Source organism: Phocaeicola vulgatus ATCC 8482 (assembly GCF_000012825.1).
GTDB classification, from domain to species: Bacteria; Bacteroidota; Bacteroidia; order Bacteroidales; family Bacteroidaceae; genus Phocaeicola; species Phocaeicola vulgatus.
This window is the reverse complement of record NC_009614.1, coordinates 1,914,627-1,933,791: the sequence shown is the minus strand read 5'-3', so window position 1 is coordinate 1,933,791 and position 19,165 is coordinate 1,914,627. Positions and strand designations below refer to the sequence as shown.

The following is a 19,165-nucleotide window of genomic DNA, read 5'->3' as shown; positions in this document are numbered from 1 at the left end:
TCAATTATGCAACAAAATATTATAAGCAATTTCTTTCGCCCTATAAATACGGACATACAGATACCAGATAGCGAGTATGCAAAAACCGATGTATGTATTGTCATGGCTGATGCTTTGGCCCGCAATACCAATCATAGCCTATATATCATAGACTATCACCGCAAGAATTTCCTTTACGTATCGTCCAACCCGCTTTTTCTCTGCGGTCATTCACCGGAAGAAGTGCAACAAAAAGGTTATGCCTTCTACTTTGAGGTTGTTCCGTCTGACGAGATAAACCGTCTTATGGAAATCAACGAAGCTGGATTCCGGTTCTACTATGACCAGCCTATAGAAAAAAGGCTTGACTTGTCTATCGAATATAACTTTCATATCCACACATCAGAAAAGCATCCGCACCTTATCCACCACAAACTAACACCCGTTTTGCTAAGTGGCAAGGGAGATATATGGCTGGCTCTATGTACAGTTTCACTTTCACCGGAGAAAAACATCGGAGATGTAGTCATATCAGACCATACATGTACTGACCACTATATCTATTCATTCGAGGGCAGACGATGGAGAAAACAGCCGGAACTAATTCTTTCCGACCGTGAAAAAGAGATTCTCCAGCTCTCCGTCAAAGGACTGTCGAACACTGAGATTGGAGAAACTCTCTTTATTGATGCCAATACCGTCAAGTTTCACAAGAAGAAAATCTTCGAGAAGCTACACGCAGAAAACATCACTGAGGCCGTGGGTATCGCAGCCAATCTGAGGTTGATTTAGGAACACAATGTAGAACTTTGGCAAAGTAGCTATAGGAGGATGTGAGAATATGTATTCCTCCATTTTCTTCCGTCCAAGTTCGATGACCTTTTCATCGTTACATCTGTTCATCTTTTCTTTATCAATAAAGGCAATATGCCAGAAGACCAGATAACCGATTACATACCTTTCGATGGTAACTTCTATCGGTTCGTCCGGACGCTTCATGGATTGAAGGCCGTTGCGGACGTCCTTGTCGATGATGCCCACAACTGCCCATGAGAGATTTATATAGGAAATTGATGCTGTCATAATTTACATACGGTTTATTGTATCCTGTCCTGCTCCCGTACCTTTATACTTGCTTTTGGCTGCATTAAACTTGTAGCGCACTGTAAGACTGAACGAGCGTGTATCACTCCAAGACAAATCCTTCATTTGTGCACTCTCCATATAAAGAAGTGCTTCCTGCTTACAACCTAACAACAAGTCATTTGCACGCGCTTCTATACTTAGGGCATCATTAAAAAGGGATTTGCGTAAGCCTATGTTCAAAGTATATTGTGGACGTTTAAGGGTGATATTCTGAACCTGACCACGACTTTGATAATTAAAATCAGCAGAGAGAAGGAATCCTGCAGGAAGAGTAAAAGTATTGTTTAAGGAACCTACAAAAAGTGGATTGTTATAGGTCCTTCTCTGACCGGCGGCATCCAACGAGAACCACTGCTTCATCACAATTGCGCTGGCATTAAGATTCCATATACCAATAGTAGGCGAAGCTGCCAGCATTACTGTCAGACTCGGTAAACGGTCGTGATTGATATAGTTTATTAAAGTAGTAGCCGACTGATTTTCCACCTGTGTTCCCCAATAAAGGATATAGTCCCGAAGCACTTTGTAGCTTACCATTGCCTGAAAGAACCGCCATACACCAACAGCGGTTATATCATGCGTAACACTTGGTTTTAGGAGTGGATTTCCCGTTTGCCATGTAAACCTATTGGCATAAGTGATATTATTTCTTAACTGACTGTAGTTGGGACGCTGTGTTTTTGCAGCATAGCTGACTTGGAATTGTACTTTCCCCAATTGCCCGTTCACAGAAATATTTGGAAAGATATTATCATATACACGGCTTTGTCCGGGTACAAATGTAGCATTTTCAAAATAATCAAAATCCACATGCTCATATCGCAAGCCAATGTTTGCCTGACCGAATGGTAAAGGATGGCTGTACTGTGCATAGCCGGCAAGATTCTGTTCACGGATGCGGGTATAGGTTGTAGGTACATATCCTTCCTGATTTACATAATCATCATGCCGGTTGGTATAGGTATATTCTCCTCCCACAGAGATACTTCCTCCCCATAAGGGATGAGTGTATGAAACTTTGGTGGCAGTAAGTTGATTTTCCACCCTGTTATCAGAAGTGACAGTACGGTCTTCATGGTCCTGACTATTCTCCATATTAATGGTATATTGCGTGTATGTATTGCTGTAATAGTCTGCATCCCAGGTAAGTTCTCCTTTGCCTATTTGTCCTGCATAGTAAATATTAAGCTGATGTTCCGGTTGTGATTTTGCATCGGCAGCAATGGTACTATATAAAATATCGTAAGGCAATCCATCTGCCTGAATCTCGCTATCGAAGGCGGTAAACATATCTGTATGCAGGGCATTGCTCAAATCATAACGTACACCTATGGAATGATACTCATTAAAATCATAATTGAATCCGATGCGTCCGTCTATACTGCGAGAATCGGTATTAGAGTGCTGATAATTCTTTTGCGTCCATATGGTATCGGTAAAGGCCGTTTGCTCCAGAATATCGTTTTGCAAGGAGGTAGTTTTATCAAAACGGACCATAGCGAAAACATCAAGACCGTTATGCCGATAGTTTACATCGGCTTGCTCTACAAAGTCTGAATTTTGAGATTGATCATAGGAACTTCGCAAACTCACTCCAAATCCATCTCCTTGTCGTTTGACAGTACGGATACGAACAACTGCCCCTACCGTTGCATCATAACGGGCACCGGGATTACGAACAACTTCTACGCTTTTAATTTCCTCCGATGTCAGTTGGTCCAGTTCAGCGATATCACGTAATTTTCTACCGTTGATATAGATAAGCGGTGAACCTTTACCCAACACCTCAAATCCATCAGCCTTTTTTTGTAAACCGGGTATATGTGCCAATACATCTTCAGCTGTTCCGGCTTTCGAGAGAACTGTACCCTGCACATTGGTTTCCAGAGCATCATTCTTTATGCGTGTCACAGGCAAATTGGCTTTTACTACCACTTCTCCAAGCATCCGTGCATCCGATACGAGCTGCACGATACCCATATTGGCAGGAGTAGTCGGTTTATACACTGTCTTATATCCGATAGAGGATATTTTCACTATCTGGTTTACCGATGTAGCTTCCAGCTTAAACAAACCATCTTCACCACTGATGGTTCCACTTACAAATGCCGAATCCGGCAGAGACAGCAGCACCACATTGGCATATGGCAACGGATGGTTACTTTCATCTACAAGTTTCCCCTTCACGGTTTGTGCCGACACTCTCATCGGCAGCAACATGCTCACGACAAGCATGATCAAATACATTTTCATCTTTTTCATTGATATATCCTATTGGCACACTTTGAATTTGCTTTTCTTTCCATTTATCCGGAGCGTCACTTGGGGATTTGAGAATTGCGTGACATGAGGAAATGTGAGTGTGACAGTGGCCACCCCCTTTTTTACTGTTACTTCTACGGATGTTGCCGGATATTCTTTTTCACTCCATGATGACGGAATGAGTTTTACATCAGAAACCGTGTATTTGTCTTTGGCTTGATTGTCCGTGAAAACGATGGTTACTTTGTTGTCGTAATTGTTGAAACCTTGACAACGTGGCTTTGCATTAACTGTCAAACCTATGACAGTCAAGAAAATTACTGTTACAATATAAAATACATTTTTCATTGTACGATGTTTTTTTGATTTCTGCAGCAAAGTTCCACACTTCCGAAGACTTCTCCACTACCCTGTAGAGTAGTTTTGATTACAGGAGCTAAAAAAGAGGAGATATAATACATATAAAGAAGGGAGTGAATAGGTTTACCCATAGTAAAGACTAAACCTGTAGTTGATTTTTGGAACGTAAAAAAAGGTATAAACCCAATGCTTGATTTACACCCTTGCAGGCGGAAGGACAGGTATGCCGTCGTTCCTTTTATCTCAAAAGACGAATATCAGATTTCCCATACCGACCCGATTCCCGTTTTATTCATTTACCGTTTCTATCGTATCGCTGCGCCTTTACCACCATATATATTGAACCGATGATTGGTATAAGCATTGTCGACACAACTGACACCGCTTTTTCGTTTACTGACCTTGCAACCATTACGAAATATGACACAATCATAAGCACAGCAATCACGCAAAGCGAGCGACGCATGAAGTTAGACAGTCCTTTGACATCCACATTCTTTTTTTGCTCAGCAGTCATTGTGTTATAGCCCGCTATGAGGTTGGGATATTTCCTTACGAGCATTCCCAATACAAACAGAACAGCTGCTATTATCAACACTGGTGTCTCCATTTATATGATACTTAAAACATAAAACTGAACACTTTCTTTTGCGAAACTTTAAACCTTTCAATCTCCAAAGAAAGCGATTTCTTCAACTGCCCTGCCATAAACGACAAAAACGGCTGGTTGGTTTCTTCGTCCTGACATTGGCGTAGAGAAAGGATATATTCTTCCCTATCCTCTTTGAATATCTTAGTAGGAAAAAGGTGATAACAAAACTGGATGTAGTTCATCAGTAATCGAACTGTTCTGCCGTTGCCATCCACCCACGGATGTATGGTTACTAAATTAAGGTGGGCATTAAAACTCAATTCATATTGTTCCCGAAATGCTCCCACGGTCTTTTGCTTCTCTTGCAGAATCGCACAAAGTTCATCCACCTTAGCAGGAACTTTCAGATAGTTCATGTAAGAATGTCCGCCAACATCAGCCGTAACACCACATAAGCGAAATTCTCCTTTGGAAGAATCGAAAGACCCTTGTAAAGATATTACCTGCAAAGTGGATAGTCAGATGCTTCGGAAAGATGTGCTTTCGCCCGAAGAAGTACAAAAGCTGATGGCTTGTCATTATGACAACGAAAACCCTACAGTCAGACAAGCGTTTATCTTTTGCCTATATTGCGGTCTGCGCTTCTGCAATGTAAAAGATCTTACTTTTAAAAATGTGGATTATGCTAACCGATTATTGAAGTTCGAGCAAAGCAAGGCCAAGGAACATTCTGCCAGTAGTGGTGTGGTTATTCCTTTGAATGACGGTCTATTGTCTATCATTGGTGAAGCTCCGACAGATAAGAACTGTTTAATATTCGATTTGTCTACATACGAAAGCTGCTGTAAATCTGTAAAGCGTTGGGTAAAGAGAGCTGGGATAGACAAACATATAAGCTGGCACCTTGCTCGGCATTCGTTTGCCGTGAACATTTTGAACAATGGGGCAAATATCAAAACCGTAGCCAGCCTTTTAGGGCATAGCGGATTGAAGCATACGGAGAAATACACCCGTGCGGTGGATAAATTGAAAGAGGAAGCAATAAACAGCTTACCCGAATTAAAGTTTTAACCACAAAAGACTTATCTTTGTAACTATGAACTTTGAAGTATTAGTAAAACATATCAGCACGATACAGAACACGTTGCAGGCACAAGCCGCACATGCTGTAAACCTTGCCCTTACTTCCCGTAACTGGCTTATGGGTTGCTATATCGTGGAGTTCGAACAGAACGGAGAAGACCGTGCCGCCTACGGTGAACAATTGTTGAAAAAGCTGGAACAACGGCTGAAAACAAAAGGTCTGAATGAACGAAGATTCCGAGAGTTTAGGCGGTTATATCTTGTTTATCCACAGCTAAAAGAGTCTGTCACACAATATATTGCATCACAAATACAAATTCGGCAGTCATTGACCGCCGAATTCACCGAACCAATTCGGCGGTTGGTGACCGCCGAATCTGAAAATGGCGTTTGGAAACTATCAACAGAACACCCACAAACCGAAACATGGATGATTCCAGCTGATAGATTATTCAACAGATTATCTTCCACCCATTTAAATACTATATCAGGAATTGAGAACCCGATAAAACGTGCTTTCTATGAAATGGAAACTATTCGTGGATGCTGGTCTGTAAAAGAGTTAGAGCGGCAAATCGCATCTTTATATTACGAACGTAGCGGACTATCCAAAAACAAAGAAGCCCTCTCCGCTTTAGTCCAGCAACAAGTAACCTTATTGCAACCCAAAGATGTTATCAACACTCCTGTTACTTTAGAGTTCTTAGGATTGAATGAACGTGCATTAGTGACGGAAAACGATTTGGAACAATCCATTCTTGATAACCTGCAACACTTCCTGTTGGAAATGGGACATGGTTTCTGCTTTGAAGCCCGGCAAAAACGTATCTTGATTGATGAAGATTATTTCTTTGCCGACCTCGTATTCTATCACCGCATTTTGAAGTGCCATATCATTGTGGAATTGAAGATAGACAAATTTCGCCATGAATACGCCTCGCAACTAAATATGTACCTTAACTACTTTAAAGCGGAAGTAATGCAGCCGGACGATAATCCACCTATCGGTATTCTACTTTGTACGGAAAAGGGAGATACATTAGTAAAGTATGCCACTGCCGGATTAGACCCGAACATCTTCGTACAGAAATATATGATAGAATTGCCGAGCGAGGAAGAAATCAAGAGGTTTATATTAGGAGTAAATTTTTAATCTTTCATTGAGCACTCCTATTTGTATCTCAATGTTAATTATGCTAAAATATATAAATAAAACACACACAAATATTTTAACCGTGTATTATTCCATTCAGACAAACTCCTGAAATAAATTAAAGAGGTAAACAAAACATTTATCAACCACATATTCATTAAAAGCTATGAGCCACAATATGATTTTGAACTGCTTTACCATCAACTATTTCTTTTTGCATTTTGGAAATGGATATTGTGTAGAAATGCCTTCAGACAAAAAGGATCTTGATAAATTACTGGATTATCTTTTTTGTAAAAAGGTTGAATGGAAATTTTACACCACACTTACAGAAAGAAAATGGTTTCATGGAATATATATAACTTTCAAAAATAGAAAACACTTAGAAGTTACTTCTATCATGAAAGACATCTGCATAATATTAAAAATAGACTCTTATTGCTTATGTGAGAATTATACACAATCAATTATAGACATCGAGGGAGATGTAATTGCATTTGCTGATTTTTCAGAGAAGCAAGAATAAGTTATCCTCTTATCAGCCGATTAAGAATGTACAAAAGACAAACATCTGAATTTTATAAGTATAAAACTACAGGAGAAAATGAAGAAATTGATACAACTATTCAATGAAATACATCTAATCATTGAAAAACATGAATATATACGGAAAGAGAAAGGAGACAATTATAATCTTTTCAAAGTAATCAATATGACCAGTGACGAAACAAGAGTACATTCAGCCATGATAGCGGATTTGCTGAATCCGAATGGACAGCACCAAATGGAAAATGTGTTTCTCAAATTATTCATTGAGCGTCTGAATGGGCAAACAGACCATATTGTTTCTTTCACTTGCGATAATGCCAAAGTGGAATGTGAAAAATATATCGGTCCTAAAACAGATACGGATGGAGGAAGACTCGACATTTACCTCACCGACGGGATAAACCATATTGTCATTGAAAACAAGATTTATGCGACTGACCAAGAAAATCAACTTCTTCGGTATCACAATTTTCTGAAACGATGTTCAAAAAATAAGAATAATACACTGTTGCTATACTTGTCTTTAGACGGTGAAGTACACGATATTGATAAAACCACAGGTGGCGAAGAAATAACTTTCTTTACCATATCCTATGCCGATTTTATATTAAACTGGCTGACTGATTGTCGCCACAAAGTAATAGACAAGTCTCTAATACGGGAAGGAATAGCACATTATTTGAACTTAATTAAAATATTGACACACCAAATGGATAAAGAAAAGAATGAATTAATCAATTTGATTAAAAGTAACCCGAAGTATATCAGTTGTATATCTCAATACAAGGATGCCATACGGGAAGTAGAAATTAGTCTGCAAATCGATTTTTGGAGTCAACTGGAGGCGGTCATTGAAGAAAAAGGTTATGAAGTAATTAAAGAATCTTTTAGTGACTACAAATATGCTCTCGACAATCATAAAGACTACATACGCAGATATTATGAAAGTAACAATAAATACCAGTCTCTTGAATTTAAGCTAAAGACAATCAGTGATGATTACCAATTGATGTATGCCGTTCAAGTTGACTGGCGTACATATAGCGGTGTTATACTAAGAGATAAAGAGGGGAGAATAGTCAGACGTTCAGTCGTCAAAGAAATACAAAACAAAGAAATACAGAGAGTTATAAATAAAATTAATAAGATTATAGAAAATGACAACAGATATCAATCGAGTGATTCTTGGCTTTTATGGGAATATACCCATCCGACTATCAATTTCCGAAATCTGAATGATGGAGATAGTCAACGACATTTAAGTAGGATGAAGGAAACGATAGAAAGCATAAGCAAAGATATTATTGATAATATAAACATGATATTAAAAGAAAAGCATGAAAAGATTTTATAAATTTATTGTAGCCAGCGCAGGATGTTTAAGCGCTTTTCTGGTAACTCAAAAACTGGATGGTGCCATACAAAGGGAATGGTGGGAGGTATTTATCCCTATATGGTGTGCAACACCTGCATATTTTATAATTACCAGTCCTTTTATATTTATACGTAATGTATTAACTTCAAGAGATACTTCTGTAGATGAAATATTTGGTGGTGAAAGTTATATATCTTCCTTGTCGTATTTTCTTACATTTCCCTTAATGTTTCTACGCTATAACAATCTGATTGTCATGCCGTGGAAGTTTATATTAATCCCTTATTTACCGATGCTTTTAGTTATAATAATCATGGGCATTGCCTTTTTGGTCTATATACCATCTGCAATAAAGAGCTTCCGTAGAGAAAAAGCCCTGAAGCGGTTTCCCCCTAAAGACTTAGAGAAACTGGATTGGGAAAGCATGAAACATTGCCTGCTTGACATAAAATCAGAGCTTCCTCAGTTTGAGTTCAGTGAGCCCAATTGGGATTACAGCCGCAAATACACCATTGAAACCCGAAAGGACGGATACATCATAGGAGCAGGATTCTATTTCCGTGATAATGTATATGCTGTTTGTACGTATATATATGGACGCGATGTAAAGCAATTGGATATAGAAGGATTTACTCTTAATCCTAACAATTCGTGGGACTACTTCTCGTGGCTTATATGGACAGAAGATGAGTACTCTGAATCGCGTTTCAAAGAAGAAATGATTGTACGATTGAAACAGCTTGAACCATATTTCATTACAAAAGCACAAGGACATGAAAATAGTACGACATCGCTGGAGTAAACTTCAGACAGCTTTATATCAAATAATTGACCCAAATATAAAATTTCAGATACATTGCGTAGCATACCCAATGCGTAGCAAGACTGGATATGCTAACGACGACATGCCACGTTATTGGATTACCATAGGAAAAAAAATCATATGGGACTATCCCCAAATATTCACCAAAGAAGAACTGAGAGAACAGTTTTATCCTTGGATGGGAGATACATCCGATATTTCTTGCTTAATTAGAGAATATATTGATTGTCCTGATTGGGAATTACTCACTCATTCATTTGAAGACCGATGGCACTTAGTGCCCATACTGATAGCGTGCGATAAACGCATAGGTAAAAGACGCTTGACTTTACTTTTGAAGCAAGACTATTTTACCCAAGTACATTGGATTATCCGAAAAAGATTGGGCACCCCCTACTGATTTTGTAATCTATTTTATTTGTCAAACTCCCGGTTCATTCATTTGCATCGGAATATTTTTTACTAAAACTATCAATTATAGAAGCATTATTTGTATTGGAAATGAACGTGTTCTACAAAAAGCGCAGAAAATCTCGTGAAGATTATCCTGAAATTGAAATCCAAAGGGAAAGATTCTCATATGACCTTTGTCTGGAAGAAGCCCGCCGGTTGATACCTGCAAATGTAACTTTGCTTGAAGATTGCGGCATAGAATATGACGGCATTACCTTCTACGCTATTTCCTGTAGGATGATTCAGCAAATGCAATGGTTGGGAGAAGAATATGGATTGTCTTATAAAACGGATTTTTTGATTACCCACATTCCCCCGAAAGGCATATTGGATGAAGATACGGGTAGCGAAATATTGAAACAAATAATTTTAGAACGCCAACCAAAATATCATCTTTCCGGTCATGTGCATTATACAGGAGGACTATGGGAAGAAAAGTGGAGCACAAAGTTTGGCAATGTCTCCACCTTTCAGGCACTTTGCAAAATAAATGATTAATCCGAGTTATAGCGTTTCCCGTTTTGGTCTATAATATGTTGACATACCAGATGGGCTTCTACCCAAAAATCATTTAACCGCAATAAGTCCGGAATGGAGTAAGGTTTGTGAGTGCAAATGTCATGTATGGCATGACACACGATAATATGCTTCAGTTCCGGACGGCGTAAATGTTCTTCTGCCCATGTCACTCCATCATCCCATACATCCACACATTGTAACTGCTCATCTGTCATATCCGATGTGTTTTTGGATGAATAATTACAAGAACATTCTTCGATTTCGGGAAGTCCCCCATTGTATTCTTCAAGTAAACAACAAATTAGTTCTATCATGTAAGCAAAATCGGAGCCATAATAGCTGTCTTCCGGCAATTCCAATATAGACTCCACCCCACAGAACACATACCTCAGTGTACCACGGATGATATAATCGTCATCAAAAGATTCATCTTTGGGGCTATTAATCAATGTACGATAGAGGTTTGCCATGCGATGATACATCTTCTTAGTCAAACTATTCAGCAATTCATTTACCGCTTCAAAGCGTTTGATTTCCTGCGAAGTGGCTTGAAACATCTGGTTGAGAATCAAACTTCTTGTACCTATCAGATCTTGTATCTTTTCTATCTGTACTGCACCGATGTGCCTTAAATCAAGGCTACCCTTTTCCTGTTCGCCCATGAGCTTTTTGATTTCCGCTTCCACTTTCAATAACAATGCCCGTTTCTTGTCCACATCATTTTCTTGATAGATGTAATCCGCCAAATCGTCTGCATATAAATCCATAATCGTCTTATTTGTTTAATGATTTAGACTTTGAGGTTGAGTATATCGCATAAAAAAGGCTTTGAGTATTTCCGTATATCATGGGAAATGAGCAAATTAGATGTGATAAAAAACATTACTCAAAACTGAAAGCCATGAGCAAAATTACAAAAATTCCGTCAGAAATCCGCATTTTTTTTCAGTGAAAAACGTCGCAGTGCCGTTATGGGCTCATTTACACACCTACTTGAAAATGTCAACTTGGACTGTCGTAGTCTTGGTGGAATGAAGCGTGACAACTGTCAGCTCACAAACCTCCAGGTGCTCCAAATATTAGTGTTGCTTCCATTCTTTGCAATAAAGGGGTCTCACATTACAATGGTTCTGTCTTAAGCCGGATGTTTGGTGGGAAAAAGGATGTACTGTATTCCTATTTGTCACAAGACGACATCAACTGGCGAAAGGTGATATACCGCATAACCTATTGGCTTCTAATGAAAGTAACCATGCGGAACGATCACAAGAAAAGCAAATTGCCAACAGTACTGATAGCAGATGACACAGACCTTCCTAAGGCAGGCTTTCACATGAAAGCCATTGGAAAAAGTTTCTCACATGTACACCATACGAAACAAAGTTCTATTTGAGTATTTAGAAGTCGTGGCGGTTGTGGCTGAAATCACTGGGGCTGAATCTGAAGATTTGAATATGCCGGTCATTGAAAACGACAAGAGGTTGGATGCTCTTAAAGCCTACGCTATGACGGTCTAAGTCTAAATCCGAAACTTGAGTTAAGTTATTATATACACCAATGGATTGCTTGAACAGAAAGCTTCCGAAATAGTACGCATACAGCACACTTATACCAATATGGGAGTGTACAACAACGATAAGATGGTAGCTTCCTTTACATTTGGTTTCTAGACTTATCTGTTTACAAAACGCAATTACCGTATAGGAAGAAAATTCCGCTGAGCCGGAAAAACGCTTCTTCAAATATTCCCTAACAAGGCGCATGGTTTAAAACAAACATCTACAAACAACTGACTGCCATTCGTGAATTTCGTAACCGAATAGCACATCATGAACCTATCTGCTTCAACGCTACACGTGCCATAGATACAAAATATGGGATCAGTTATAATTCTTAGGGGATTAACCTTTGCTAATTTCCCTTTATGCATACACCTTTGCTAATCTATACAGAAAGAACCTCTTATCTACTACTCCACGAAATGAAGCCCTAAATGCTTTAATCTTTGCATTAAAAGCTTATGAGTTCGCACCCCATCGTGAGTGCCACTATGAGCCGAAAAGGAAAACTGGTCGGTTTTATACGGTAACGAAAGAACAACTGACCGCTATCTAATTATTTTGATGAAATGATGAATAAGGGAAGTAATATATTGCCTTACAGATAGATATGTATTCATCAAACACTCATCAACAACGATTGCTGATGAAAAAAGAAAACATCATTTCTCTTTTGGAAAGCAATCTGATGAGAAAAAGATGAGCCGATATAATTCTGTTTAACAGTGCGTTACATTTCAAATTCATCAAATCATCATTTTTTCATTCACCTACAAATCCGTAAGAAAATGACAATAGAAGAAGCTAAACGCATACGAATAGCCGACTACCTGCACAGCTTGGGTTATTCACCAGTAAAACAACAGGGAGTCAACCTTTGGTACAAATCCCCATTTCGGGAAGAGAGTGAAGCATCGTTCAAAGTAAATACCGAACGTGAACAATGGTATGACTTCGGTTTGGGAAAGGGCGGAAACATCATTGCACTGGCTGCACATCTGTACGCTACCGACCATGTACCTTATATCTTGAAACGGATAGCAGAGCAGACACCGCACGTGCGCCCGGTATCTTTCTCTTTTGGCAAGCAAAGCTCTTCCGAGCCGAGCTTCCAACAGTTGGAAATAGTTCCGTTATCATCTCCTGCCCTGCTTGCCTACTTACAAGGTAGAGGAATTAACATAGAACTGGCGAAAAGAGAATGTAGTGAAGCACGTTTCACTCACAACGGCAAGCGGTACTTTGCCATTGCCTTTCCCAATGCTTCGGGTGGGTTTGAGGTTCGCAACCGCTATTTCAAGGGCTGCATCGCTCCAAAGGAAATCTCCCACATCAGACAGTCTGGGAAAGCGAGGAATACCTGTTATGTGTTCGAGGGATTTATGGACTACCTCTCCTTTCTGACATTGAGACAGGAGAACTGCCCGAATTATCCGGAATTGGACGGGCAGGACTACATCGTATTGAACTCCGTATCGAATGTAAACAAGGCTCTCTATCCGTTGGGCAATTACGAACGCATCCACTGTTTTTTTGACAACGACCATGCAGGCATGGAAGCCCTCCAACAAATCCGCAAGGAATACGGCAGAGACCGATACATCCGTGACGCTTCACAGACTTACAGCGGATGCAAGGACTTGAACGAATACTTACAGAAACAGGCTGAGAAAAAAGGGCAGCTCCAGTCCGCAAAAGGGGTGCGCAGCCAATCACCGGAGAAGAAGAACGGCTTCCGGTTATAGCCCACTATAACTACACGCTCCGCTTTCGTAGTTGTGGGCTCTCCCGAGGGGATTAGGGCTTTGCCCTAATGACCCACTCAAGGCGTTTCACCCCTGAGAACCCCGAGCAAAGAGTGACCCTCTCTTTGCAATCTCCGCTTATGGGTTTACCCCTAAGAACCCCTCTGCGGAAGCGAGCAAAATAATCAATTGCAAACAAAGAAAAGAAGCTATGGCAACAAAATCAAGCATACATATCAAGCCTTGCAGAATCGCATCGAGCGAGGCGCACAACCGAAGGACTGCCGAGTATATGCGTAATATCGGGGAGTCCAGAATCTATGTCGTTCCCGAACTTTCCACCGATAACGAACAGTGGATAAATCCCGACTTCGGCACCCCCGAACTGCGAACTCATTATGACAATATCAAGCAAATGGTCAAGGAAAAGACCGGACGTACCATGCAGGAAAAGGAAAGGGAACGCAAGGGAAAGAATGGAAAGATTATCAAGGTGGCGGGATGTTCACCCATCCGTGAAGGAGTCTTGCTCATCAGACCGGACACCACACTGGCTGATGTACGCAAATTCGGTGAAGAGTGTCAAAGACGATGGGGCATCACTCCGCTACAAATTTTCCTGCACAAAGACGAAGGGCATTGGCTGAACGGTCAGCCGGAAGCGGAAGACAAAGAGAGCTTCCAAGTCGGTAACAGATGGTTCAAACCAAATTATCATGCTCATGTCGTATTCGACTGGATGAACCATGAAACCGGAAAGAGCCGAAAGCTCAATGACGAGGATATGGCAACCATGCAGACCCTTGCTTCCGATATTCTCCTGATGGAACGTGGGCAGGCAAAAGCGGTCACTGGTAAAGAGCATCTGGAACGGAACGATTTCATCATAAAAAAACAAAAAGCCGAACTGCAACGTATAGAGGAAACCAAGCGACACAAGGAGCAACAGGTAAGCCTTGCCGAGCAGGAACTCAAACAGGTAAAAGCAGAGATACGCACAGACAAACTCAAAAGTGCAGCTACCGATGTAGCCACTGCCATAACTAGCGGTGTAGGTTCTCTTTTCGGAAGTGGTAAATTAAAAGATTTGGAACAAGCCAACGAAAGTTTACGCTATGAAATTTCCAAGCGTGACAAAAGCATTGATGACTTAAAAGTGCAGATGCAACAAATGCAGGAACAGCATGGCAGACAAATTCGTAATCTTCAAGGAATACATAATCAAGAACTTGAAGCCAAAGACAAGGAAATTTCACGATTGAACACCATTCTTGAAAAAGCATTATGCTGGTTCCCATTGCTCAAAGAAATGCTGAGAATGGAAAAACTATGCTATGTCATTGGCTTTACCAAGGGGATGATTGATTCTCTTTTATACAAAAGGGAAGCAATCAGGTGCAGCGGAAAAATCTATTCCGAAGAGTATAGACGGAGATTTGAAACAAAAAATGCCACTTTCAAAATTGAGCAAAGTCCGGTTGATGGGAACAAGTTGGTACTAACCATAAACCGACAGCCAATAGGTGAATGGTTCAAGGAGCAATGGGAGAAACTAAGGCAAGGTTTGCAACAAACGGTGGAAAAACCAAGAAAAAATAGAGGATTCAAATTATAACCAACAATAAGCAAAAGAAGTGTAATTCAATGATGAATTACACTTTAATTCCCTATATTTACAAATCATTTTAAAAGTTAAGGCACATAAATCAACCACAATGGGCAAAAAAATAATAATTATATTAATTAGTCTAAGCATTTCGATGCTATCTTCTTCTTGTTCAACTATATTAGAAATAATAACAGGAGACAGCAAATGTGCATATCCTAATTGTACAGAACGAGCAAGCAGTAACTCTGCTTATTGCCCATATCATAAACCTTACTACCTAAAATAACACCTCACCTATGTTTGTATTATCATTTCAAAAGAAAATGACACCTATTTCAAAACCCCCTCAGGTATTTGAGGAAACAGTGTTATTTCTCCATGCAACAAATAGTTTGTGCCATCCTCTTGCATTTTCATGAAGGTAACATTACCTACTGAACGCAAATTCTGAGTTTTTGCCAACTCATCCCAATCAACTCCCAAAAACTTATCGATAACACTATATGTCAATGAAGAAGAACCTATCAAATTGAATTTATGTTCCTTTGCAGGCACATCTGCATCAGTTAGAATATCATTCTCATCCGTCTTATACGTTAATGTTAAATAGGGAAATGTTTCATACGATAGATTTGGATCACTATTTTTTACTACTGAAAATGAATAAGAACCCTTAGTGATAAAATCGCTATGTACTTCATGCTCTATATTATTATATGTAAAGAAGTAACAATCCTGGGCTTCATTATTTATCAAATACATAATCGTTCCATTAGGCAAAGAGGGGTGTTTGCTCTCACCTACCATATAGACCAAATAGCTGTCTGTAACCTTTACAGATATCCTTTCCGTTTCATTAGTAACATCATCCTTAACTATCAGATTAACATTTCCTTTTTCAAGTCCCGTGATACGGAGCATAGCAGTAGCTCCATCTATTCCTAAGGTAGTACATGATACCGAAACAATCTCTTTATCATCAGTAGTGACACTCAGCCTACCACTACCGTTTGTAATAGGAATATCATTCCATCCCATTAACATTACCTCATAAGATTTCTTATCCAAATGAAAAGGTAAAACTTCCCGTTTATCATCGTTGCAACTTGTCATACCAAGCAGACTTAGGATAATGACAATAAAAATATAATTTACTATTCTCATAAACAAACATCTAATTAGCTTATAATCAAATTGTTCTAAAATCAAAAGTGCATAATAAGACCCACATAAAAAACAATAACCCTGAAGTTTGCTTGTTCAGCAGGGACAACAGGGTCTTACGTTTGCAAATATAGTCATTTATTTCTATATTTGCAAGAAAAGTTTTGTTTTTAAACTTATACCAAATGAAATATGACGAATGTTTGCAGGTACTATCCCCTGCAAGATTAAACAAATACGCACAAGCAAGTGGCTATGAAAAAGCCAAAACCTTGCGCCTATACCAATATAACATCAAGTTGAGCCAACGTTTTTATGGGGTTATCGGTATGTTTGAGATAATGCTACGCAATGCTATAAACACTCACTACAAACAGTACTTCAATGATGATAATTGGATAATCAACCAAGCAAGACCCAATGGATTACTTGAACAGGAAGCCTCCGAAATAGTACGCATACAGCGTACTTATACCAATATGGGAGTGTACAACAACGATAAGATGGTAGCTTCCTTTACATTTGGTTTCTGGACTTATCTGTTTACAAGACGCAATTACCGCATAGGAGGAAAAACACTTCTTCAAATATTCCCCAACAAAGCGCATGGTTTAAAGCAAACAGACATCTACAACCAACTGACTGCCATCCGTGAATTTCGTAACCGAATAGCACATCATGAACCTATCTGCTTCAACGCTACACGTGTGATAGATACAAGCTATGCCAAAGAGCATTATGAGTTAATACGAACCTATATAGAATATATGGGATTTGATTCGGATTCTGTATTGCGAATGGTAGAAAAGCCCGATTCTATACTAAAGGTAATAGATGGCATGAAGTAAATGCCCCATCTTTGGTGGGATACATAAGGATGATTGGGAACAATTTGGGAACATCCCCGATAAAAAGAAGAAGCTAAGTATTGAATTATCAATTACTTAGCTTTTATCTTTGTACCCAGACCCGGGGTCGAACCGGGATGGAAGTGAATCCACTGGTGTTTGAGACCAGCGCGTCTACCGATTCCGCCATCTGGGCATCTCTTGAAACATTGTTTGTTTCTCGATTGCGGTTGCAAAGGTACGACTTTTTTTCATACCTACAAACTTTTCGGCATTTTTTTTCAAAAAAAGATAAATATACTACGATTTATGGGATAACGGACAATGGTTTTCTAAAAATAAGCCCTATATTAGCGGAAACTTTAAAACGATTTTATATCATGACAAACAGCAATAATTATTGTGTCATCATGGGGGGAGGTATAGGTAGTCGGTTCTGGCCATATAGCCGCAAAAACCTTCCTAAACAATTCCTTGATTTCTTCGGGACCGGACGTTCTCTAATACAGCAAACGTTTGATCGTTATAAAAAAATAGTCCCTATAGAAAACATTTTTATTACAACCAATGTATTGTATAAAGAACTGATCCAAGAACAACTCCCAGAATTGGACAAATCACAAATTTTATTGGAACCCACCCGCAGAAACACTGCTCCATGTATAGCTTGGGCTTCCTATCATATAAAAAAACTCAATCCAAATGCCAATGTCATTGTCGCACCGTCCGACCACCTGATTTTAAAAGAAGATGAGTTCAAAGCTGCAATTTTGAAAGGTCTGGAATTTGTTTCAAACTCTCCTCAATTACTAACATTAGGTATCAAACCTAACAGACCGGAAACCGGCTATGGCTATATTCAGATTGAGGAAGAAAAACAAGGAGAATTCTTTAAAGTAAAAACATTCATTGAAAAGCCCCAATTGGAATTTGCCAAAGTATTCGTAGAAAGTGGAGAATTCTATTGGAACTCAGGAATATTCTTATGGAATATCAATACAATTTTAAAAGCCTTCAATGAGATTATGCCCGAAGTTTGTACCAAACTGACTAACGGAGAAGAAGATTTTGCCTCCTGTCCCAATATCTCCATTGACTATGGAATCATGGAGAAAGCCAACAATGTTTTCGTCCAATTGTGCGACTTCGGATGGGCAGATTTAGGTACATGGGACTCCTTGTATGATATATCATCCAAGGACCAAGAAGGTAACGTCGTAGTAAACGGAAACTCCTTATTATATAACAGCTATAATAATGTAATAGTAGTGCCAGAAGGGAAATTAGCCGTAATACAGGATCTAGAAGGTTATTTAGTAGCCGCAAGAGACAATGTATTACTCATATGCAAAAAAGATGACGAAAGCGCTATCCGAAAATTCGTAAATGACGTACAAATCAAACTAGGAGATCAGTTTGTATAAAAACAGGTAACCGGAGTTTAATCATAAAAGAAAGCGGGAAACAGAATATCCGTTTCCCGCTCTTTATATTTACTAAGAAAGAAAAAGATTACTTGTCACCACCTTCCCAGGCTTGATTGATTGCTGTTGCCACCTCCACAAATTCTTCATTTGTCAGTTTCAACTTCGGATTAGAAAAAATCATATCCGACTCTTTCTGAATAGGAATCAGATGAATATGTGCATGAGGAACCTCTAATCCGATTACTGCCTCACCTACTTTCTTGCACGGAAAAACCTTTTGAATGGCAAGCGCCACACTCTTTGCAAAAACATGCATAGCAGCCAGTTCATTATCCTCCAAATCAAAGATATAGTCCACCTCACATTTCGGAACAACCAACGTATGCCCTTTGGCTAACGGATTGATATCCAGAAAAGCATAGAACTGGTCATTTTCAGCCACTTTATAGCTAGGAATCTCACCTGCAATAATTCTACTAAATATTGTTGCCATATCTATAAGTATTAAATAAGGCAGCC

19 protein-coding genes, 1 tRNA gene and 2 pseudogenes are annotated in these 19,165 nt (G+C 39.3%); 13 read left to right on the top strand and 9 right to left on the bottom strand.

Annotation, left to right across the window (positions count from 1 at the left end; translation table 11 throughout):
- Positions 1-6: 6 nt before the first annotated feature.
- Positions 7-771: a helix-turn-helix transcriptional regulator gene (locus tag BVU_RS07365; protein WP_005845430.1), complete on the top strand. Its 765-nt coding sequence runs from the start codon at positions 7-9 to the stop codon at positions 769-771.
- On the opposite strand, the gene BVU_RS21445 is transcribed toward BVU_RS07365, so the two are convergent.
- The 5 genes and pseudogenes from BVU_RS21445 to BVU_RS07345 all read right to left on the bottom strand — a co-directional run.
- Positions 712-1,062 (bottom strand): hypothetical protein, encoded by a 351-nt coding sequence (locus BVU_RS21445; RefSeq protein WP_005849545.1) that lies wholly within the window; start codon positions 1,060-1,062, stop codon positions 712-714. The two genes, BVU_RS07365 and BVU_RS21445, sit on opposite strands and share 60 nt — an antisense overlap.
- Positions 1,063-1,065: 3 nt before the next feature.
- The gene (locus BVU_RS07360) at positions 1,066-3,372 is read right to left on the bottom strand and encodes an outer membrane beta-barrel protein (protein ID WP_032944582.1); all 2,307 of its coding nucleotides are present in this window, start codon (positions 3,370-3,372) and stop codon (positions 1,066-1,068) included.
- Positions 3,373-3,396: 24 nt separating this feature from the next.
- Positions 3,397-3,735, bottom strand: coding sequence for a hypothetical protein (locus tag BVU_RS07355; protein WP_005849549.1), 339 nt, complete (start codon positions 3,733-3,735; stop codon positions 3,397-3,399).
- Between the two features lie 304 nt (positions 3,736-4,039).
- Positions 4,040-4,357 carry a DUF3784 domain-containing protein gene (locus BVU_RS07350; protein WP_032944233.1) on the bottom strand — a complete coding sequence of 106 codons (318 nt, stop codon included), beginning with the start codon at positions 4,355-4,357 and terminating at the stop codon, positions 4,040-4,042.
- A gap of 11 nt (positions 4,358-4,368) precedes the next feature.
- Positions 4,369-4,833, bottom strand: a pseudogene (locus BVU_RS07345) (Fic family protein); the annotation flags it as partial.
- On the opposite strand from BVU_RS07345, the pseudogene BVU_RS07340 reads away from it, so the two are divergent.
- The 7 genes and pseudogenes from BVU_RS07340 to BVU_RS07310 form a co-directional block, all read left to right on the top strand.
- Positions 4,820-5,410: pseudogene (locus tag BVU_RS07340) on the top strand (site-specific integrase); the annotation flags it as partial. The pseudogenes BVU_RS07345 and BVU_RS07340 sit on opposite strands and share 14 nt — an antisense overlap.
- 25 nt (positions 5,411-5,435) lie before the next feature.
- A complete protein-coding gene (locus tag BVU_RS07335; RefSeq protein ID WP_011965189.1) occupies positions 5,436-6,575 on the top strand; it encodes a PDDEXK nuclease domain-containing protein in 1,140 nt (379 codons plus the stop codon).
- A 166-nt stretch (positions 6,576-6,741) separates the two neighbouring features.
- Positions 6,742-7,101 (top strand): hypothetical protein, encoded by a 360-nt coding sequence (locus BVU_RS07330; RefSeq protein WP_011965188.1) that lies wholly within the window; start codon positions 6,742-6,744, stop codon positions 7,099-7,101.
- Positions 7,102-7,179: 78 nt separating this feature from the next.
- Positions 7,180-8,478 (top strand): PD-(D/E)XK nuclease family protein, encoded by a 1,299-nt coding sequence (locus BVU_RS21035; protein WP_011965187.1) that lies wholly within the window; start codon positions 7,180-7,182, stop codon positions 8,476-8,478.
- Positions 8,462-9,301: a hypothetical protein gene (locus BVU_RS07320; RefSeq protein ID WP_011965186.1), complete on the top strand. Its 840-nt coding sequence runs from the start codon at positions 8,462-8,464 to the stop codon at positions 9,299-9,301. The genes BVU_RS21035 and BVU_RS07320 overlap by 17 nt, the downstream gene beginning before the upstream one ends.
- Positions 9,273-9,722, top strand: coding sequence for an SF0329 family protein (locus BVU_RS07315; protein ID WP_011965185.1), 450 nt, complete (start codon positions 9,273-9,275; stop codon positions 9,720-9,722). Before BVU_RS07320 ends, BVU_RS07315 begins: the two co-directional genes overlap by 29 nt.
- A gap of 107 nt (positions 9,723-9,829) precedes the next feature.
- On the top strand, positions 9,830-10,273 hold the full coding sequence (locus BVU_RS07310; protein ID WP_143707633.1) for a metallophosphoesterase family protein: 444 nt from the start codon (positions 9,830-9,832) through the stop codon (positions 10,271-10,273).
- Here BVU_RS07310 and BVU_RS07305 read toward each other — a convergent pair.
- Positions 10,270-11,061 (bottom strand): hypothetical protein, encoded by a 792-nt coding sequence (locus tag BVU_RS07305; RefSeq protein WP_011965183.1) that lies wholly within the window; start codon positions 11,059-11,061, stop codon positions 10,270-10,272. The genes BVU_RS07310 and BVU_RS07305 overlap by 4 nt on opposite strands.
- 594 nt (positions 11,062-11,655) lie before the next feature.
- Here BVU_RS07305 and BVU_RS22365 point away from each other — a divergent pair.
- The 3 genes from BVU_RS22365 (at position 11,656) to BVU_RS07285 (ending at position 15,213) form a co-directional block, all read left to right on the top strand.
- Complete coding sequence (locus BVU_RS22365) at positions 11,656-11,811, top strand: hypothetical protein (RefSeq protein WP_158303735.1); 156 nt, start codon at positions 11,656-11,658, stop codon at positions 11,809-11,811.
- Positions 11,812-12,641: 830 nt separating this feature from the next.
- A complete protein-coding gene (locus BVU_RS07290; RefSeq protein WP_011965180.1) occupies positions 12,642-13,598 on the top strand; it encodes a toprim domain-containing protein in 957 nt (318 codons plus the stop codon).
- A gap of 211 nt (positions 13,599-13,809) precedes the next feature.
- Entirely contained in the window at positions 13,810-15,213 is a 1,404-nt protein-coding gene (locus tag BVU_RS07285; RefSeq protein WP_011965179.1) for a hypothetical protein, read from the top strand.
- 324 nt (positions 15,214-15,537) lie between these two features.
- On the opposite strand, the gene BVU_RS22595 is transcribed toward BVU_RS07285, so the two are convergent.
- The gene (locus BVU_RS22595; RefSeq protein WP_011965178.1) at positions 15,538-16,371 is read right to left on the bottom strand and encodes an AidA/PixA family protein; all 834 of its coding nucleotides are present in this window, start codon (positions 16,369-16,371) and stop codon (positions 15,538-15,540) included.
- Between the two features lie 185 nt (positions 16,372-16,556).
- Between BVU_RS22595 and BVU_RS07275 the strand changes: the two genes are divergently transcribed.
- Positions 16,557-17,219, top strand: coding sequence for an Abi family protein (locus tag BVU_RS07275; RefSeq protein WP_011965177.1), 663 nt, complete (start codon positions 16,557-16,559; stop codon positions 17,217-17,219).
- Positions 17,220-17,331: 112 nt separating this feature from the next.
- Here the strand turns inward: BVU_RS07275 and BVU_RS07270 are convergent.
- Positions 17,332-17,415 (bottom strand) — tRNA-Leu (locus tag BVU_RS07270).
- Between the two features lie 184 nt (positions 17,416-17,599).
- Here BVU_RS07270 and BVU_RS07265 point away from each other — a divergent pair.
- A complete protein-coding gene (locus tag BVU_RS07265) occupies positions 17,600-18,643 on the top strand; it encodes a mannose-1-phosphate guanylyltransferase (protein WP_005845400.1) in 1,044 nt (347 codons plus the stop codon).
- Positions 18,644-18,731: 88 nt separating this feature from the next.
- Here BVU_RS07265 and BVU_RS07260 read toward each other — a convergent pair whose 3' ends face one another.
- Positions 18,732-19,139 (bottom strand): HIT family protein, encoded by a 408-nt coding sequence (locus BVU_RS07260; protein WP_011965176.1) that lies wholly within the window; start codon positions 19,137-19,139, stop codon positions 18,732-18,734.
- Between the last annotated feature and the right edge of the window lie 26 nt (positions 19,140-19,165).

What these genes read in the sequence shown, in the direction of transcription:
- BVU_RS07365 (WP_005845430.1), top strand. Translation starts at nt 7, where the DNA reads ATGCAACAAAATATTATAAGCAATTTCTTTCGCCCTATAAATACGGAC.
- BVU_RS21445 (WP_005849545.1), bottom strand. Translation starts at nt 1,062, where the DNA reads ATGACAGCATCAATTTCCTATATAAATCTCTCATGGGCAGTTGTGGGC.
- BVU_RS07360 (WP_032944582.1), bottom strand. Translation starts at nt 3,372, where the DNA reads ATGTATTTGATCATGCTTGTCGTGAGCATGTTGCTGCCGATGAGAGTG.
- BVU_RS07355 (WP_005849549.1), bottom strand. Translation starts at nt 3,735, where the DNA reads ATGAAAAATGTATTTTATATTGTAACAGTAATTTTCTTGACTGTCATA.
- BVU_RS07350 (WP_032944233.1), bottom strand. Translation starts at nt 4,357, where the DNA reads ATGGAGACACCAGTGTTGATAATAGCAGCTGTTCTGTTTGTATTGGGA.
- BVU_RS07335 (WP_011965189.1), top strand. Translation starts at nt 5,436, where the DNA reads ATGAACTTTGAAGTATTAGTAAAACATATCAGCACGATACAGAACACG.
- BVU_RS07330 (WP_011965188.1), top strand. Translation starts at nt 6,742, where the DNA reads ATGAGCCACAATATGATTTTGAACTGCTTTACCATCAACTATTTCTTT.
- BVU_RS21035 (WP_011965187.1), top strand. Translation starts at nt 7,180, where the DNA reads ATGAAGAAATTGATACAACTATTCAATGAAATACATCTAATCATTGAA.
- BVU_RS07320 (WP_011965186.1), top strand. Translation starts at nt 8,462, where the DNA reads ATGAAAAGATTTTATAAATTTATTGTAGCCAGCGCAGGATGTTTAAGC.
- BVU_RS07315 (WP_011965185.1), top strand. Translation starts at nt 9,273, where the DNA reads ATGAAAATAGTACGACATCGCTGGAGTAAACTTCAGACAGCTTTATAT.
- BVU_RS07305 (WP_011965183.1), bottom strand. Translation starts at nt 11,061, where the DNA reads ATGGATTTATATGCAGACGATTTGGCGGATTACATCTATCAAGAAAAT.
- BVU_RS22365 (WP_158303735.1), top strand. Translation starts at nt 11,656, where the DNA reads ATGTACACCATACGAAACAAAGTTCTATTTGAGTATTTAGAAGTCGTG.
- BVU_RS07290 (WP_011965180.1), top strand. Translation starts at nt 12,642, where the DNA reads ATGACAATAGAAGAAGCTAAACGCATACGAATAGCCGACTACCTGCAC.
- BVU_RS07285 (WP_011965179.1), top strand. Translation starts at nt 13,810, where the DNA reads ATGGCAACAAAATCAAGCATACATATCAAGCCTTGCAGAATCGCATCG.
- BVU_RS22595 (WP_011965178.1), bottom strand. Translation starts at nt 16,371, where the DNA reads ATGAGAATAGTAAATTATATTTTTATTGTCATTATCCTAAGTCTGCTT.
- BVU_RS07275 (WP_011965177.1), top strand. Translation starts at nt 16,557, where the DNA reads ATGAAATATGACGAATGTTTGCAGGTACTATCCCCTGCAAGATTAAAC.
- BVU_RS07265 (WP_005845400.1), top strand. Translation starts at nt 17,600, where the DNA reads ATGACAAACAGCAATAATTATTGTGTCATCATGGGGGGAGGTATAGGT.
- BVU_RS07260 (WP_011965176.1), bottom strand. Translation starts at nt 19,139, where the DNA reads ATGGCAACAATATTTAGTAGAATTATTGCAGGTGAGATTCCTAGCTAT.